Here is a 16,291-nt window from a genome sequence, read left to right on the forward strand (position 1 = left end):
CCCGGAATCATCCTCCTGGAGGGGTTGGTTGTGCGGCTTCCAGGAGTCCGGCGAGTTCCACCAGGTCGGTGCCGGTGAGGCGGGGCAGCACGCAGCCGGACAGGGTGCGGCAGGCCTCGCGCCAGGACGCCGGGATCGCCTCGCCGCCGCCGAGCGCACCGGTCAGCGCGCCCGTCAGGGCCGGGGCGGAGTCGGCGACCCGGGACAGGCAGGCCGCGGCAGGCAGTGCCTCGGCGATCCGGCCCTGCGCCGCCGTGGCCAGGGCGAGGGCGACCGGTACGGTCTCCGCGGCGGCGATGCCGTAGCTGTAGACGTGGTCGACGATCCGGTGCTCGAGCAGCGGGACGAGCGCGAACGCGCCCTCGGCGTCCACGGCCAGGCGCAGTGCCTGCCGGGCGTTGCGGCCGATCTCCGTCCGCTCGGGCAGTTCGGCCAGCGCCGCCGCGACGCACGCCCCGACCTCCGCGCCCGCCAGCGCCTCGGCGAGCGCCGCCGCCATCGCGCGGGCCCCGTGGACGCCGTCACCGTCCTGGGTGTAGCGGGCGTCGAACTCGGCCAGGCCGGCCGCGCGCCGGGGGTCGCCCGGGTGGGCGGTGGCCAGCACACAGGCCCGTACGCAGGCGGCGTCGTCGAAGTAGTGCGGGTTGTCGTGCCCGCTGGCGGGCGGGCGCAGTCCGGTCGCCAGATTGCCGAGCCCGGCCCGCACGGAGATACGGGCGCGCAGCGGCAGCACCACCGACTCGGCCTCGGGGGCGCGTTCGGCCGCCGCCGCGACCTCGCCGGCGACGGCGTTCCAGGTCAGGTCGATCGCGGCCCGGACCCGCCGCTCCCGGCCGAGGTCGCCGAACGCCTCGTCGTCCCCCGCCCGCAGCAGGGCCTTCGCGGCGAACACCGCCCACTCGGCGTCGTCGGAGGGGCCGAGGCACAGCGGCTCGGGCGGCTGGTTCAGCGCGATGGGCACCGGGAGCGTGGTCGTCGCGTTCAGCTCGGCGAAGGTGTCCAGCTCCCGGGTGAGGCGCCGGGTCCACTCCGGCAGCCGGGCGGCCCGGTGCCGCGCCGCGGGCCACCCGGCGGCGTCCCCGGCGGCCAGCCCCAGCAACAGCCCTTCGACCCGCCGCGTCACGACCGCCTCCCCCCTTGGCCGCCGGGGGACCTGTGGCTCGGGGCGTGCGTGCGGGCCGGGTGTCGCGAGCGGGTGGTCGCGGTGTGCCGGGTGGTCGGTGACCGGCATCTCGGTCTGATGGCTCATGTCCGGGTCTCCTCGTCGCCCGCGGTCAGGGCGTAGGCCGCGCGGTCGGGAACGGGGGGTGCCTCATGTCGTGCGGGGTCTGTGTGACGGGGGAGTACGGCGGAAGCGCTCGCGGTCACCAGCAGGTCGGCGACGTCCAGTACGTGCCGGCCCGCCATCGACGGCAGGCAGCTGCCCCGGACGGGGCCGATGGCTCGCGCCCACTCGTCCGGAATGGCCGGGAGACCCTGCGTCGCACCGGCCAGTGCGCCCGCGACCGCCGCCGTGGTGTCGGCGTCGCGGCCCATGTTGACGGCGGTGAGGACCGCCTCGCGGAAGTCGCCGTCGGCGGCGGCGTACGCGCCGAAGGCGAGGGCGACCGCCTCGGGGGCCAGGTCGGACCAGGGATAGCCGCCGATGACCACCGCGGAGCGGACCGCGCGTTCGCCGCGGTGGGCGGCGGCCGTGGCCCGGCGCAGCGAGCGGGCCGTCCAGGAGTCGTCGGGGACGACGGCGAGGGCGGCGGCCACGACCGCGACCGGCGGCGCGCCCGCCATCGCCGCCGCGACCCCGGCGGCCACCGCCCGGCCGCCGTGGAGGCCCTCGCCCTCGTGGCTGACCGAGCCGTCGATCGCCACCAGCCGGGCCGCCTCGGCGGGCCGCCCGGCCGCGAACACCCCGAACGGCGCCGCCCGCATGGCCAGCCCGTCGCTCCAGGCGTGCCGGTGCTGGGCGGAGACGGGGACGGCCAGCCCCCGGCGAAGGTTCTCCAGCGTGCCCCGCTCACTGAACCCGGCCCCGCGGAAGGGGCCCTCTGCGCGGTCGGCGATGAACTCGTGCCAGGCCGCCTCCACCCGGGCCGGGGTGAGCGCGTGGCCGTACCGGGCCAGCAGCAGCCCGGAGAAGATCGCGTACTCGGTGTCGTCCGTGCCTGTCGGCGGGTCGGCGACGTAGCCGGTGATCCGGCCCCAGCGGGCGCTGATCTCGGACGGCGTCAGATTCTCCGCGGGCGCCCCGAGCGCGTCCCCGACGGCGAGGCCGAGCAGCGCGCCGCGGGCCCGTTCGCGCGAGACGGCCGGGGCCGGCGCCGGGACCTGCGGGGCACGGATGGTCGATCCCACGGGCTCTCCTCTCGGGACGCCCCGCAGGGCGGGAGCCCTCAGCGGAACTGTCCCCGGCGCGGGGCCCGGTGCAGCCTCCGGCACCTCACCATCACCCGTACGACATATGTGCGAGCTAATTCACGGATGAGCGCACCAGTGCAAAACCGCAGGTTAGCCCAGCCTTCCCTTGCTGGCGGCCGTGAAATTTCGAGCGTAGATTCCGTGTTGTCGAAAAATAGAACTCGTCCAAAAGTCAGCCTTACCTAAGTTCTCGTCGGCTCTCAGGGGGGACCACGCCATGGCCATCATCGACACCGAAGCGACGCTTCACGAGGCGCACCGCGACAACCACACGCACCGCGACGTGAACGGTGGCTGGCTGCGCCCCGCGGTCTTCGGCGCGATGGACGGCCTGGTCTCCAACCTCGCCCTGATGACCGGTGTGGCGGGCGGCGCGCTGGGCCGGGAGACCATTGTCCTCACCGGCCTCGCCGGCCTGGCCGCGGGTGCCTTCTCCATGGCCGCCGGCGAGTACACCTCCGTCGCCTCGCAGCGTGAGCTGGTCGAGGCCGAGCTGGACGTCGAGCGCCGCGAGCTGCGCAAGCACCCCGAGGACGAGGAGCGGGAGCTCGCCGCCCTGTACGTCTCGCGCGGAGTGGAGCCCGGACTCGCCCAGGAGGTGGCCCGGCAGCTGTCGAGGGACCCCGAGCAGGCCCTGGAGATACACGCCAGGGAGGAGCTGGGCATCGACCCCGGTGACCTGCCCTCCCCGATGGTCGCCGCGGTGTCGTCGTTCGGCTCGTTCGCGCTCGGCGCGCTCCTGCCGGTGCTGCCGTACCTGCTGGGGGCCACCGTGCTGTGGCCGGCGGTGCTGCTCGCCCTCGCGGGACTGTTCGCCTGCGGCGCGGTGGTGGCCAGGGTGACGGCGCGGACCTGGTGGTACAGCGGTCTGCGGCAGCTCGCCCTGGGTGGTGCCGCCGCCGGCGTGACCTACGCGCTGGGCACCCTGTTCGGCGCCGCCGTAGGATGACGCGCCGGAACTTGTACGGTGTCAGTCGCACAAGTGCGCCATTAACCGCTCATCCGCTGGTTTCGGCCGTGCGGCCACGGGGCATGAGCCGTAGGCACCCGCAGGCAACGAGGCCTGTCGCGCATGCGCAGGGCCGGGCGACGTCGCCCTCCCTGTCCCTCCTGGGCCGACGGACACCGATCCGACCGATCTCGTCCGCCGCCCCCACAGCCTTCACCGCCGGGCGCGGTACCCCCGCCGTCAGCCCGAGGTGCCCGCATGCTGGAACGCGGTTTCCGATTCGTGAGAAACCCTCCATCATGTAATCTGCACGAAATCTCGCATTTCCGGCAGAGGGCCAGCGTCGTCCCTCGGCACTCGCCCCCCAGAGCCTGAACGGCCTGGGAGGGATCCCCAGCCACATGACGACGACGGGAGAGCCGATGCGTATGCCGCGCCAGCCGTCCCAGCATCCCTCGAACGGCCAGAACTGGGCCTTCATGGATGCCCGCCCTGCCGCGCAGGGCATGTACGACCCCCGCGACGAGCACGACGCCTGCGGCGTCGGCTTCGTGGCCACCCTCACCGGTGAGGCGAGCCATGCGCTGGTCGAGCAGGCGCTCACGGTTCTGCGCAACCTGGAACACCGCGGCGCGACCGGCTCGGAGCCCGACTCCGGCGACGGCGCCGGCCTGCTCTCCCAGGTGCCCGACGCCTTCCTGCGCGAGGTTGCCGGATTCGGACTTCCCGCGGCCGGCGCCTACGCCGTCGGCATCGCCTTCCTGCCCGGGGACGGCACCGAGGACGCCGTCACGCGCATCGAGGCCATCGCGGACGACGAGGGCCTGACCGTCCTCGGCTGGCGCGAGGTCCCGGTCGCCCCCGAGCTGCTCGGCGCCACCGCCCGCTCCACGATGCCCGTCTTCCGGCAGCTGTTCGTCACCGACCGCGTGAGCGAGGGCATCGCCCTGGACCGCAAGGCGTTCGTGCTGCGCAAGCGCGCCGAACGCGAGGCCGGCGTCTACTTCCCGTCGCTGTCGGCCCGCACCCTCGTCTACAAGGGGATGCTCACCACCGGCCAGCTGGAGCCCTTCTTCCCGGACCTGTCCGACCGCCGCTTCGCCTCGGCCATCGCGCTCGTCCACTCCCGTTTCTCCACGAACACCTTCCCGAGCTGGCCGCTCGCGCACCCGTACCGCTTCGTCGCCCACAACGGCGAGATCAACACCGTCCAGGGCAACCGCAACTGGATGCGCGCCCGCGAGTCCCGGCTGGCCTCCGGCCTGTTCGGCCCCGCGGAGAGGCTGGAGCGGATCTTCCCGGTGTGCACACCGGGCGCCTCCGACTCCGCCACCTTCGACGAGGTGCTGGAACTGCTCCACCTCGGCGGACGCTCACTGCCGCACTCCGTGCTGATGATGATCCCGGAGGCGTGGGAGAACCACGATGCCATGGACCCGGCCCGGCGCGCCTTCTACGAGTACCACTCCACGATGATGGAGCCCTGGGACGGCCCGGCCTGCGTCACCTTCACCGACGGCACCCAGGTCGGCGCCGTGCTCGACCGCAACGGCCTGCGTCCCGGCCGCTACTGGGTCACCGACGACGGCCTCGTCGTCCTCGGCTCCGAGGTCGGCGTGCTCGACATCGACCCGGCCAGGGTCGTCCGCAAGGGCCGGCTCCAGCCCGGCCGCATGTTCCTCGTCGACACCGCCGAGCACCGCATCATCGAGGACGACGAGATCAAGGCGGCCCTCGCCGCCGAGCAGCCCTACGCCGAGTGGGTCCAGGCCGGCGAGATCGAACTGGGCGACCTGCCCGAGCGCGAGCACATCGTGCACACCCACGCCTCCGTCACCCGCCGCCAGCAGACCTTCGGCTACACCGAGGAGGAGCTGCGCGTCCTGCTCGCGCCGATGGCCAAGAGCGGAGCCGAACCGATCGGCTCCATGGGCACCGACGCGCCGATCGCGGCCCTCTCCGAGCGCCCGCGGCTGCTCTTCGACTACTTCACCCAGCTGTTCGCGCAGGTCACCAACCCGCCGCTGGACGCGATCCGCGAGGAGCTGGTCACCTCCCTGCGCAGCTCGCTCGGCCCGCAGGGCAACCTGCTGGAGCCCACCGCGGCCTCCTGCCGCAGCGTCGTCCTGCCCTTCCCGGTGATCGACAACGACGAGCTGGCCAAGCTCATCCACATCAACGCCGACGGCGACATGCCGGGCCTCAAGGCCGCGACCCTCTCCGGCCTGTACCGGGTCTCCGGCGGCGGCGACGCGCTCGCCGCGCGCATCGAGGAGGTCTGCGCCGAGGCCGACGCCGCCATCGGCAACGGCGCCCGCCTGATCGTCCTGTCCGACCGCCACTCGGACGCCGAGCACGCCCCGATCCCGTCGCTGCTGCTCACCGCGGCCGTCCACCACCACCTGATCCGCACCAAGCAGCGCACCCACGTGGGCCTGCTGGTCGAGGCCGGCGACGTCCGCGAGGTCCACCACGTCGCCCTGCTGATCGGCTACGGCGCCGCCGCGGTCAACCCGTACCTGGCGATGGAGTCCGTCGAGGACCTGGTCCGCGCGGGCACCTTCCTGCCGGGCGGCGAGCCCGAGAGCGCCATCCGCAACCTGATCCACGCCCTCGGCAAGGGCGTACTGAAGGTCATGTCCAAGATGGGCATCTCCACCGTCGCCTCCTACCGGGGCGCCCAGGTCTTCGAGGCCGTCGGCCTGGACGAGGCCTTCGTCGGCGAGTACTTCGTCGGCACCGCCACCAAGATCGGCGGCGTCGGCATCGACGTCATCGCCAAGGAGGTCGCCGCCCGCCACGCCAAGGCCTACCCGGCGTCCGGCATCGCCCCGGCGCACCGCGCGCTGGAGATCGGCGGCGAGTACCAGTGGCGCCGCGAGGGCGAGCCGCACCTGTTCGACCCGGAGACGGTCTTCCGCCTCCAGCACTCCACGCGCACCGGCCGCTACGACATCTTCAAGAAGTACACGGACCGGGTGAACGAGCAGTCCGAGCGCCTGATGACGCTCCGCGGCCTGTTCGGCTTCGCCTCCGGCCGGGCGCCGGTCCCCGTCGACGAGGTCGAGCCGGTCTCCGAGATCGTCAGGCGCTTCTCCACCGGCGCCATGTCGTACGGCTCCATCTCCAAGGAGGCGCACGAGACCCTCGCCATCGCCATGAACCAGCTCGGCGGCAAGTCCAACACCGGTGAGGGCGGCGAAGACGCGGACCGCCTCTACGACCCGGCCCGCCGGTCCGCCATCAAGCAGGTCGCCTCCGGCCGCTTCGGAGTGACCAGCGAGTACCTCGTCAACTCCGACGACATCCAGATCAAGATGGCCCAGGGCGCCAAGCCCGGCGAGGGCGGCCAGCTGCCCGGCCACAAGGTCTACCCGTGGGTGGCCAGGACCCGGCACTCCACCCCCGGCGTCGGCCTGATCTCCCCGCCGCCGCACCACGACATCTACTCCATCGAGGACCTGGCCCAGCTGATCCACGACCTGAAGAACGCCAACCCGCGGGCCCGGATCCACGTCAAGCTGGTCTCCGAGGTCGGCGTCGGCACGGTCGCCGCGGGCGTCTCCAAGGCGCACGCCGACGTGGTCCTGATCTCCGGCCACGACGGCGGCACCGGCGCCTCCCCGCTGACCTCGCTGAAGCACGCGGGCGGCCCCTGGGAACTGGGCCTGGCCGAGACCCAGCAGACGCTCCTGCTCAACGGACTGCGGGACCGGATCGTCGTGCAGACCGACGGCCAGCTCAAGACCGGCCGCGACGTGGTGATCGCCGCGCTGCTCGGCGCCGAGGAGTTCGGCTTCGCGACCGCGCCGCTGGTCGTCTCCGGCTGCATCATGATGCGCGTCTGCCACCTGGACACCTGCCCGGTCGGCATCGCCACCCAGAACCCGGTGCTGCGCGAGCGGTTCACCGGCCAGGCCGAGCACGTCGTGAACTTCTTCCGGTTCATCGCCGAGGAGGTCCGCGAACTCCTCGCCGAACTGGGCTTCCGCTCGATCGAGGAGGCCGTCGGCCACGCCGAGGTCCTCGACGTGACCCGCGCGGTCGACCACTGGAAGGCGCAGGGTCTGGACCTGGAACCGCTGTTCCACGTGCCCGAACTGCCCGAGGGCGCGGTGCGCCACCAGGTGACCGCCCAGGACCACGGACTGGAGAAGGCGCTCGACAACGAGCTGATCAGGCTCGCCGCCGACTCCCTGGCCGCGCCCGGCGCCGCCGGCGCCCAGCCGGTGCGCGCCCAGGTCGCCATCCGCAACATCAACCGCACGGTCGGCACCATGCTCGGCCACGAGGTGACGAAGAAGTTCGGCGGTGCGGGACTGCCCGACGACACCATCGACATCACCTTCACCGGCTCCGCCGGCCAGTCCTTCGGCGCCTTCGTCCCGCGCGGCATCACGCTGCGCCTGGAGGGCGACGCCAACGACTACGTCGGCAAGGGCCTCTCCGGCGGCCGGATCGTGGTCCGCCCGGACCGCGCCGCCGAACACCTCGCCGAGTACAGCGTCATCGCGGGCAACACCCTCGCCTACGGCGCGACCGGCGGCGAGATGTTCCTGCGCGGCCGGACCGGTGAGCGGTTCTGCGTGCGCAATTCCGGCGCGCTGGTCGTCTCCGAGGGCGTGGGCGACCACGGCTGCGAGTACATGACCGGCGGCCACGCGGTGGTCCTCGGTGAGACCGGCCGCAACTTCGCGGCCGGCATGTCCGGCGGCATCGCCTACGTCATCGACCTCGACCGCGACAACGTCAACCCCGGCAACGCCGACGCGGTCGAGGCGCTGGACGACTCCGACCGGCAGTGGCTGCACGACGTGGTGCGCCGCCACCAGGAGGAGACGGGCTCGACCGTCGCCGGGAAGCTGCTCGCCGAGTGGGACACCGCGGTCGAGCGCTTCAGCAGGATCATCCCCCGTACGTACAAGGCAGTGCTCGCCGCCAAGGACGCCGCCGAGCGGGCCGGTCTGACCGAGACCGAGATCACCGAGAAGATGATGGAGGCGGCGATCCATGGCTGACCCGAAGGGCTTTCTGAACCACGGCCGCGAGGTCGCCGCGTACCGTCCGGTCGAGGAGCGCACGAAGGACTGGAACGAGGTCCACGTCCCCGGCTCACTGCTGCCGATCATCAGCAAGCAGGCCGGCCGGTGCATGGACTGCGGCATCCCGTTCTGCCACAACGGCTGCCCGCTCGGGAACCTGATCCCGGAGTGGAACGACTACGCCTACCGCGGGGACTGGGGCGCCGCCTCCGAGCGGCTGCACGCGACGAACAACTTCCCCGAGTTCACCGGCCGGCTGTGCCCGGCGCCCTGCGAGTCGGCGTGTGTGCTCGGCATCAGCCAACAGCCGGTCACCATCAAGAACGTCGAGGTCTCGATCATCGACAAGGCGTGGGAGAACGGCGACGTCGCCCCGCGCATCCCCGAGCGGCTGTCCGGCAAGACCGTCGCGGTCATCGGCTCAGGACCGGCGGGTCTGGCCGCCGCCCAGCAGCTCACCAGGGCGGGCCACACGGTCGCCGTCTACGAGCGCGCCGACCGCGTCGGAGGCCTGCTGCGCTACGGCATCCCCGAGTTCAAGATGGAGAAGCGGCACATCAACCGCCGTATCGAGCAGATGCGCGCGGAGGGCACCCGGTTCCGCACGGGCGTCGAGATCGGCCGCGACCTGACGGCGACCGACCTGAAGAAGCGCTACGACGCGATCGTCGTCGCCGCCGGCTCCACCACCGCCCGCGACCTGCCCGTCCCCGGCCGCGAACTGGGCGGCGTCCACCAGGCGATGGAGTACCTGCCCCTGGCCAACAAGGTCCAGGAGGGCGACTACGTGGTGGCGCCGATCTCGGCCCGGGGCAAGCACGTCGTCGTCATCGGCGGCGGTGACACGGGCGCCGACTGCGTGGGCACCGCCCACCGCCAGGGCGCCGCCTCCGTCACCCAGTTGGAGATCATGCCCCGCCCGAACGACGAGCGGCACCCGGTCGACCAGCCCTGGCCGACCTTCCCGCTCCTCTACAAGGTCACCTCGGCCCACGAGGAGGGCGGCGAGCGGATCTACTCGGCGTCCACGACCCGCTTCGAGGGCGACGAGGACGGCAATGTGCAGTGGCTGCACCTGGCCGAGGTCGAGTTCGTGGACGGCAGGCCGGCACCCAAGCCGGGCAGCGAGCGCAGGATCCCGGCCCAGCTGGTCACCCTCGCCATGGGCTTCACCGGAACCGACCGGGCAAACGGCCTCGTCGACCAGTTCGGCCTGGAACTCGACGAGCGCGGTAACATCGCCCGTGACGCGGACTTCCAGACCAACGTGCCGGGTGTCTTCGTCGCCGGTGACGCCGGCCGCGGCCAGTCCCTCATCGTGTGGGCGATCGCCGAGGGCCGCTCGGCCGCCCGCGGCGTCGACCGCCACCTCATGGGGGCCGGCGACCTGCCGGCCCCGATCCGGCCGACGGACCGCTCGCTGACGGCCTGACGGCCTGACGGCCTGACGGCCAGGACCGTGACCTGACGGTCACTCATGTACGTCCCGCACAAAGGCGTGTGGGCGGGATATCTGGGGGACACCCCCAGACCCCCCGAAGCGGCGCCTGCCCAGTCCCCGACCGGACACGGGGCAGGCGCTGCTGCATGTCCCGGAGCCCAAGGCCCAAGGCCCAAGTCCCGGAGCGTCAGGGGACCTTGTAGGTCTCCCCGTACATCTTCCACACCAGCGGCGTCCTCAGATCCATGTTTCCGTCGTACAGGAACTGCCGCTGGGCGGTGTCGATACGGCTGGTGTCACGGTTCGTCCTGCGGGCCTCCATGGCCTCGCGGCGCATGTCGAGGAAGATGTCGAGGTAGGTCTTCTCCCGGCCGCCCGCCGCCGGGGTGTCGGCCTCCTTCAGGGCACGCTCGCGCAGGGCGTAGAAGCCGTCCTCGTCGACGCCGGGGCCGTGGAAGACCATCGCGTCGTAGTAGATGAACTGGCCCAGCGTGCCCAGGCCGTCGAGCTTGGCGAGACGGACGGCCGGGTCGAAGTAGGAGCGGTCGCGCTCCCGCTCCTGCGCCTCGCGGAAGGCCGGACGCTCCGACTCCGCCTTCCAGGCCGCGGTGAAGCCCGGGTCCAGGCCCTCGTGGGAGTCGGTGCCGTCGACCTCGCGCAGCGCGGGCAGGTACGGGGCGAGGCCGTTGTCCGGGCGGGCCCTGGTGTAGCGCTCGACCAGGGTGAGCAGGTCGTGGGTGGCGGTGCAGTAGCCGATGATCCCCGCGGTGTAGCCGTCGCCGACGCCGACGTCCTCGATGTGGCCGTAGGTGTCGCGCCAGTCGAGCGTGGCGTTCTCGGCGCTCGCCACGAGCTGCTGGGCGAGTTCCTTCTTCGCGGGCGCGGCCAGACCCGGCGGCGCCTCGGCGACCACCTTGTCGTCCTGGAGCTTCTCCAGCCGTTCGGCCCGCCTCCTGGTGTCCTCGCGGGACTCGTCCGCGGCCGAGTGCCCCTTCGCCGGGGACGACTCCGGGTCCCGCGGATCGAAGGCGAGCAGCACCGCCAGCACGAGGACCGGAGCGGCCGCGAAAAGCAAAATTCCAGGACGTCTCATGACAGATACCCGTACGGCCCTGGTCAGGCCGCCCCTCCCGACAGTTCCGAGACCTTCGCCCAGGCAAGCGCCACGAGCAGGACCAGCAAAGCCACGCACGCGCCCGCCTGGGCCAGGGTGCGACGGCCTCCGCGCGGCGCGTACGCGTACGCCAGGGTCACCAGCCCGCCCGTCAGCAGACCGCCCAGGTGCGCCTGCCAGGACGTGAGCGCGGCCGAGACCACCAGCCACAGCAGCAGGCCCCCGATGTACCGGTTGACCGCGTTCATGTCGTAGCCCAGCCGGCGGGCCATCACGTAGTACGCGGCGCCGAGACCGAAGATCGCGCCGGACGCGCCGACCGTCAGCGCGTCCGGGTCGGTCAGCAGGACCAGGACCGAGCCGCCGAGCGCCGACAGCAGGTACAGGGCGAGGTAGCGGGCGCGGCCCAACTGCGCCTCGACCACCCGGCCGGTGCTCCACAGCGCCGCCATGTTCATCACGATGTGCAGGATGCCGAACGTCCCCTCGGTGGCCGGCATGTGCAGGAACGCGCCGGTCAGCAGCCGGTACCACTCGCCGCCGACCAGACCCTCCGCCTGCACGTCGGAGCCGTACGGGAAGTCCCACAGGTAGTGCACGCCGTCGGTCCCCACCAGGCCGCGCCCGAGCATCCCGAACCGGTCCACGAGCGCCGGGCGCACCAACTCGCCCAGGTAGGCGAGGATGTTGAGCCCCATGAGGACGTAGGTCACGACCGGCACCGCGTTGATCCGGCCGCCGAACGCCGTCCGCGCCTGCCGCACCGACCGGGCGCCCTCCTTCACGCACTCCACGCACTGGTGGCCGACGGAGGCCTCCCGCATGCAGTCCGGGCAGATGTACCGGTCGCAGCGGACGCAGCGGACATGGCACTCCACCCTGCTGTGGCGGTAGCAGGTGGTGACGGCGGACTCGGCATCCACGGCCGGCTCCTCGGTGAACGCGGGGACAAGGCTGAGCCGGTGGGGACGGCAGCGAACAAAATAGCGAACTGCTGTGACGGATGGTAAAGGTGGGGCCAGTGATCCCGGGATCGCGGAGGGGCCGGAACAGCGTCAGGACCGGCTCAGGTGTCGCACTCCAGAACCGTGCGGCACAGAGCGCACCGGGCGCGCATACGGCCCCCGACCGGGACCCTGATGCGCTGGTGGCAGGTGGGACAGGAGAAGGACACCCGCAGCGGCTCGCGGCCCCCGGAGCTGAAGGAGTACGGCGCCTCCGCCTGGGGAAGCGGCTCCCGGCCGTGATCCTGTGCGTGTCGGCGGTCGCGGGCGTACCGGCGGCGGCCCGCCCAGCCCGCCGCCGTCAGCGGCGGCTGCTGCTCGTCACGGCGGGCCCGGGCCATGCCCTCGACGTACGCCTCGTAGCCCTGCGGGCTGGTGAACCACGTCGAAGGGTCCTCGCCGAACACCAGCGCCCGTTTGGCCAGCACGTAGCCGAACTCCTCCGGAGTGAGGTAGCCGAGCTTCTGCGACGACACGCCGTCCTCCCGGAAGGCGTCGAGGAGCAGCCAGCCCGCGCCCAGATACGCCGCCACCGTGTCCGTGAGGATCTCGTTGTCGCGGGTGCCGGGGAAGGACAGGTCCAGGCGGTGCAGGTAGACGTGGGCCACCTCGTGGGCGAGGGCCGCGCCGATGTCCCGGCGGTGGGTGCGGAAACGGTCGTTCAGCTCCACGAAGTACTCGGGGCCGTCCGCCAGCTCGACGCTCGCCGCGTGCGTCATCTCACGGAAGCTGACGATCATGCGGGCCTCCGGCAGCCGGTAGTGGCCGACCAGCTCACGGGCCACGCGCTGAGCACCCAGATGCAGGTCGTCGGTGTCGCAGAAGGCCACGTCGGCCGGCGCCACGCTGGCCGCGAACGTCTGCACCGTGCCGTACGTGAGCCGCTTGTAGAGCGCGGTGATCGCCGCCCGCACCGTCTCCAGATGCGGGTAGCCGTGCACCACCGGTCCGCCGTTCGCCACGTCCGAACCCCCAAAGACGGCCCTGAACCCTCTCCCACCTTATGCGCGGGAGCCCTCGTTCCGCCCCGCGCGCGCACCCCCGCCGCGCCCGCCGCCGCCGTGCGCCACCCGCCGTACCACCCGTCGGACGCTCACCGTCCGGGCACCGCCCACACCGTAGGGTGGACGCCCATGACCACCAGCAACACCGGTACCGGTGACGCCGTCCCCGCCGTCCAGGAGGAGCTCGCGCGGCTGCGCGACAGCATCGACAACATCGACGCGGCCGTCGTCCACATGCTCGCCGAGCGGTTCAAGGCGACCCAGCAGGTCGGCCACCTCAAGGCCGCCCACCAGCTGCCGCCCGCCGACCCGGGCCGCGAGGCCCGGCAGATCGCCCGGCTGCGCGCCCTCGCCGAGGACGCCAAACTGGACCCTGCGTTCGCCGAGAAATTCCTGAACTTCATCATCGCGGAGGTCATCCGCCACCACGAGCGCATCGCCGAGGACGCGGGCAACGGCGAGATCCCGGCGACCTGACGCCGGCCCGCTGAACACCGCGCGCCGCCCAACGCGCCCCCCGAGGGCCGCAAAGTCCCGAGTCCGTCGGCCATACCCCCTCGTGCCCGGCACCGGCCATCAGGCAGCATGGCGTCCATGTCCGTACTCACGCGCGACGAAGCGCAAACCCGTGCCAAGCTCCTCGGCGTCCACCGCTACAGCGTCGACCTCGACCTGACCGGCGGGGACGACACCTTCGACTCCCGGACCGTGATCCGGTTCACCGTACGGGCAGGCCGGGACACCACGGACACGTTCGTCGAGCTCAAGCCCGCCGAGCTGCGCTCCGCCACCCTCGACGGAGAGCCCCTCGACCCGCGGGACCTCACCGGCAACCGCCTGCCGCTGAGGAACCTCGCCCCCGGCGAGCACGAACTGCGCGTCGACGCCGCCATGCGCTACTCCCGCACCGGCGAGGGCATGCACCGCTTCACCGACCCCACCGACGGCGAGACCTACGTCTACACCCAGCTGTTCATGGAAGACGTCCAGCGCGTCTTCGCGGCCTTCGACCAGCCCGACCTCAAGGCCGTCTTCGACCTCACCGTCACCGCTCCCGACGGCTGGACCGTCCTCGCCAACGGCGTCACCGAGCACACCGGCGACGGCGTCTGGAAGGCCGCGCCCACCCCGCTGATCTCCACCTACCTCGTCGCCGTAGCCGCCGGCCCCTGGCACTCCGTACGCACCGAGCACCGCGGCCTGCCCTTCGGCATCCACTGCCGCCGCTCGCTGGCACCCCACCTCGACGCCGACGCCGACGAGATCCTCGACGTCACCCGCGGCTGCTTCGACCGCTACCACGAGAAGTTCGACGAGCCCTACCCCTTCGACTCCTACGACCAGGCCTTCGTGCCCGAGTTCAACGCGGGAGCCATGGAGAACCCGGGCCTGGTCACCTTCCGCGACGAGTTCGTCTACCGCTCCGCCGTCACCGACACCGAGCGGCAGACCCGCGCCATGGTCATCGCCCACGAGATGGCCCACATGTGGTTCGGCGACCTCGTCACCCTCAAGTGGTGGGACGACATCTGGCTGAACGAGTCCTTCGCCGAGTACATGGGCTACCAGACCACCGCCGAGGCCACCCGCTTCACCGACACCTGGACCGACTTCGGCGTCGCCCGCAAGGCCTGGGGCTACGACGCCGACCAGCGCCCCTCCACCCACCCCGTCGCCCCCGACGCCGTCGACGACACCGCCTCCGCGCTGCTCAACTTCGACGGCATCTCCTACGCCAAGGGCGCCTCCGCCCTGCGGCAACTGGTCGCCTGGCTCGGCGAGAAGGACTTCCTGGCCGGCATCAACACCCACTTCAAGCGGCACCGGTTCGCCAACGCCACCCTCGCCGACTTCATCGACTCCCTCGCCTCCGCCACCGACCGCGACGTGCACGCCTGGGCCGAGGCCTGGCTGCGCACCACCGGCGTGGACACGCTCACCGCGTCCGTCGACGCCGTGCCAGGCCAGTGGACCCTCGCCCTCGACCGCGACGGCAGCCGCCCGCACCGCGTCACCGTCGGCGTCTACGACCACGACCTCGGCGACGGCCGCAGCCTCGTCGTCCGGGAGCGCTACGACACCGACGTCCCGCAGGACGGCACCGCCCTGCCCCGCCCCGGCACCCGGCCCGCCCTGGTCGTACCCAACGACCAGGACCTCACCTACGCCAAGATCCGCCTGGACGAGACCTCCCTGGAGACCGCCCTGCGCGGCCTGTCCGGCATCCCCGACGCGCTCACCCGCGCCGTCGTGTGGAACGCGCTGCGCGACATGGTCCGCGACGGCGAACTCGCCCCCGCCGACTACCTGGCGGCCGCCTCCGCCCACCTGCCCGAGGAGACCGACCTCGCCGTCGTCGAGGGCGTCCTCGCCTTCGCCACCGCGCAGATCGCCGACCGGTACGTCCACCCCGAGCAGCGGCCCGCCGCCCTCGCCGCCCTCGGCGCCCTGTGCCGCGACCTCATCCGCCGCACCGAGGACGGCGACAACCCCGGCCTGCGGCTGATCGCCGTGCGCCACTCCATCGACGTCGCCGCCCAGCCGGACACCATCGCCGCCTGGTTCGCCGACGGCACCGTCCCCGGCGGGCCCGAACTCGACCCCGAGCTGCGCTGGCGCGTCCTGGGCCGCCTCGCCGTCCTCGGCGCCGTCGACGAGGCCGCCATCGCCGGGGAACTCGACCGCGACCCGTCCGCCACCGGACAGGAGGGCGCCGCCCGCTGCCGGGCCGCGCTGCCCGACCCCGAGGCCAAGCGCGCCGCCTGGGAGTCGATGTTCGCCACCGACGAGCGCACCGACCTGTCGAACTACCTGTTCACCGCCACCGCGAAGGGCTTCTGGCAGCCCGAACAGGCCGATCTCGTACGGGACTACGTCGCCCGCTTCTACCAGGACGCGGTCGCCCTCGCCGAGCGCCGCGGCCCCGCCATCGCCGAGGCCGCCGGCCGCTGGGCGTTCCCGGTGCACGCCATCGACCCCGACCACCTGCGCCTGGGCGAAACCTGCCTGCACGAGGGCGACCCGACCCCGGCCCTGCGCCGCAAGCTCATCGACCAGCTCGACGACCTGTCCCGCGCCCTGCGCGTCCGCGAGGCGTAACCCGCAACCCGTCCCGCGCCCGCCGCCCGCCGCCCTCCGGCCCGGCCGGAGGCGGCGCGCGTGGCGCCGCCGCCAAGGCCCGGCCGCCCCCGGCTGCCGCCTGCGGCCGCCTTCTGCCGCCGGAGTGGCGGCGGGCCGCCGGCCGCGGGCGATGTCGGGGGCGCCGGTGCGCAGTGCGAAGGCGCCGGCGTCGGTCAACCGGCCGGCCGGGCGTCCGCCGGTCGTC

10 protein-coding genes are annotated in these 16,291 nt (G+C 72.6%); 5 read left to right on the plus strand and 5 right to left on the minus strand.

Annotation, left to right across the window (positions count from 1 at the left end; genetic code table 11):
- Positions 1 to 7: 7 nt before the first annotated feature.
- On the minus strand, positions 8 to 1,249 hold the full coding sequence (locus tag ACIOWN_RS02680; RefSeq protein WP_401979948.1) for an ADP-ribosylglycohydrolase family protein: 1,242 nt from the start codon (positions 1,247 to 1,249) through the stop codon (positions 8 to 10).
- Complete coding sequence (locus tag ACIOWN_RS02685) at positions 1,246 to 2,349, minus strand: ADP-ribosylglycohydrolase family protein (RefSeq protein ID WP_362349383.1); 1,104 nt, start codon at positions 2,347 to 2,349, stop codon at positions 1,246 to 1,248. The genes ACIOWN_RS02680 and ACIOWN_RS02685 overlap by 4 nt, the downstream gene beginning before the upstream one ends.
- Before the next feature lie 280 nt (positions 2,350 to 2,629).
- On the opposite strand from ACIOWN_RS02685, the gene ACIOWN_RS02690 reads away from it, so the two are divergent.
- From ACIOWN_RS02690 to ACIOWN_RS02700, 3 genes are all read left to right on the plus strand, one after another.
- Positions 2,630 to 3,361, plus strand: coding sequence for a VIT1/CCC1 transporter family protein (locus ACIOWN_RS02690; protein ID WP_362349385.1), 732 nt, complete (start codon positions 2,630 to 2,632; stop codon positions 3,359 to 3,361).
- A 506-nt stretch (positions 3,362 to 3,867) separates the two neighbouring features.
- A complete protein-coding gene (gltB, locus tag ACIOWN_RS02695; RefSeq protein WP_401980236.1) occupies positions 3,868 to 8,379 on the plus strand; it encodes a glutamate synthase large subunit in 4,512 nt (1,503 codons plus the stop codon).
- Entirely contained in the window at positions 8,372 to 9,835 is a 1,464-nt protein-coding gene (locus ACIOWN_RS02700; protein ID WP_401979951.1) for a glutamate synthase subunit beta, read from the plus strand. Before gltB ends, ACIOWN_RS02700 begins: the two co-directional genes overlap by 8 nt.
- Before the next feature lie 196 nt (positions 9,836 to 10,031).
- Here ACIOWN_RS02700 and ACIOWN_RS02705 read toward each other — a convergent pair whose 3' ends face one another.
- From ACIOWN_RS02705 to ACIOWN_RS02715, 3 genes are all read right to left on the minus strand, one after another.
- Positions 10,032 to 10,937: a chitosanase gene (locus ACIOWN_RS02705; protein WP_401979954.1), complete on the minus strand. Its 906-nt coding sequence runs from the start codon at positions 10,935 to 10,937 to the stop codon at positions 10,032 to 10,034.
- Between the two features lie 23 nt (positions 10,938 to 10,960).
- The gene (locus ACIOWN_RS02710; RefSeq protein WP_362349389.1) at positions 10,961 to 11,881 is read right to left on the minus strand and encodes a rhomboid family intramembrane serine protease; all 921 of its coding nucleotides are present in this window, start codon (positions 11,879 to 11,881) and stop codon (positions 10,961 to 10,963) included.
- Positions 11,882 to 12,024: 143 nt separating this feature from the next.
- Positions 12,025 to 12,924 (minus strand): hypothetical protein, encoded by a 900-nt coding sequence (locus ACIOWN_RS02715; RefSeq protein ID WP_362349391.1) that lies wholly within the window; start codon positions 12,922 to 12,924, stop codon positions 12,025 to 12,027.
- Positions 12,925 to 13,095: 171 nt separating this feature from the next.
- Here ACIOWN_RS02715 and ACIOWN_RS02720 point away from each other — a divergent pair, with 171 nt between their 5' ends.
- Complete coding sequence (locus ACIOWN_RS02720) at positions 13,096 to 13,443, plus strand: chorismate mutase (RefSeq protein ID WP_100569570.1); 348 nt, start codon at positions 13,096 to 13,098, stop codon at positions 13,441 to 13,443.
- 108 nt (positions 13,444 to 13,551) lie between these two features.
- On the plus strand, positions 13,552 to 16,065 hold the full coding sequence (pepN, locus tag ACIOWN_RS02725) for an aminopeptidase N (RefSeq protein ID WP_401979957.1): 2,514 nt from the start codon (positions 13,552 to 13,554) through the stop codon (positions 16,063 to 16,065).
- Positions 16,066 to 16,291 lie beyond the last annotated feature (226 nt).

The organism is Streptomyces sp. NPDC087787 (assembly GCF_044743035.1).
Classification (GTDB): Bacteria; Actinomycetota; Actinomycetes; order Streptomycetales; family Streptomycetaceae; genus Streptomyces.

Coding starts and splice junctions, on each gene's coding strand:
- ACIOWN_RS02680 (WP_401979948.1), bottom strand. CDS start 1,249: ATGAGCCATCAGACCGAGATGCCGGTCACCGACCACCCGGCACACCGC.
- ACIOWN_RS02690 (WP_362349385.1), top strand. CDS start 2,630: ATGGCCATCATCGACACCGAAGCGACGCTTCACGAGGCGCACCGCGAC.
- gltB (WP_401980236.1), top strand. CDS start 3,868: ATGTACGACCCCCGCGACGAGCACGACGCCTGCGGCGTCGGCTTCGTG.
- ACIOWN_RS02700 (WP_401979951.1), top strand. CDS start 8,372: ATGGCTGACCCGAAGGGCTTTCTGAACCACGGCCGCGAGGTCGCCGCG.
- ACIOWN_RS02705 (WP_401979954.1), bottom strand. CDS start 10,937: ATGAGACGTCCTGGAATTTTGCTTTTCGCGGCCGCTCCGGTCCTCGTG.
- ACIOWN_RS02720 (WP_100569570.1), top strand. CDS start 13,096: ATGACCACCAGCAACACCGGTACCGGTGACGCCGTCCCCGCCGTCCAG.
- pepN (WP_401979957.1), top strand. CDS start 13,552: ATGGCGTCCATGTCCGTACTCACGCGCGACGAAGCGCAAACCCGTGCC.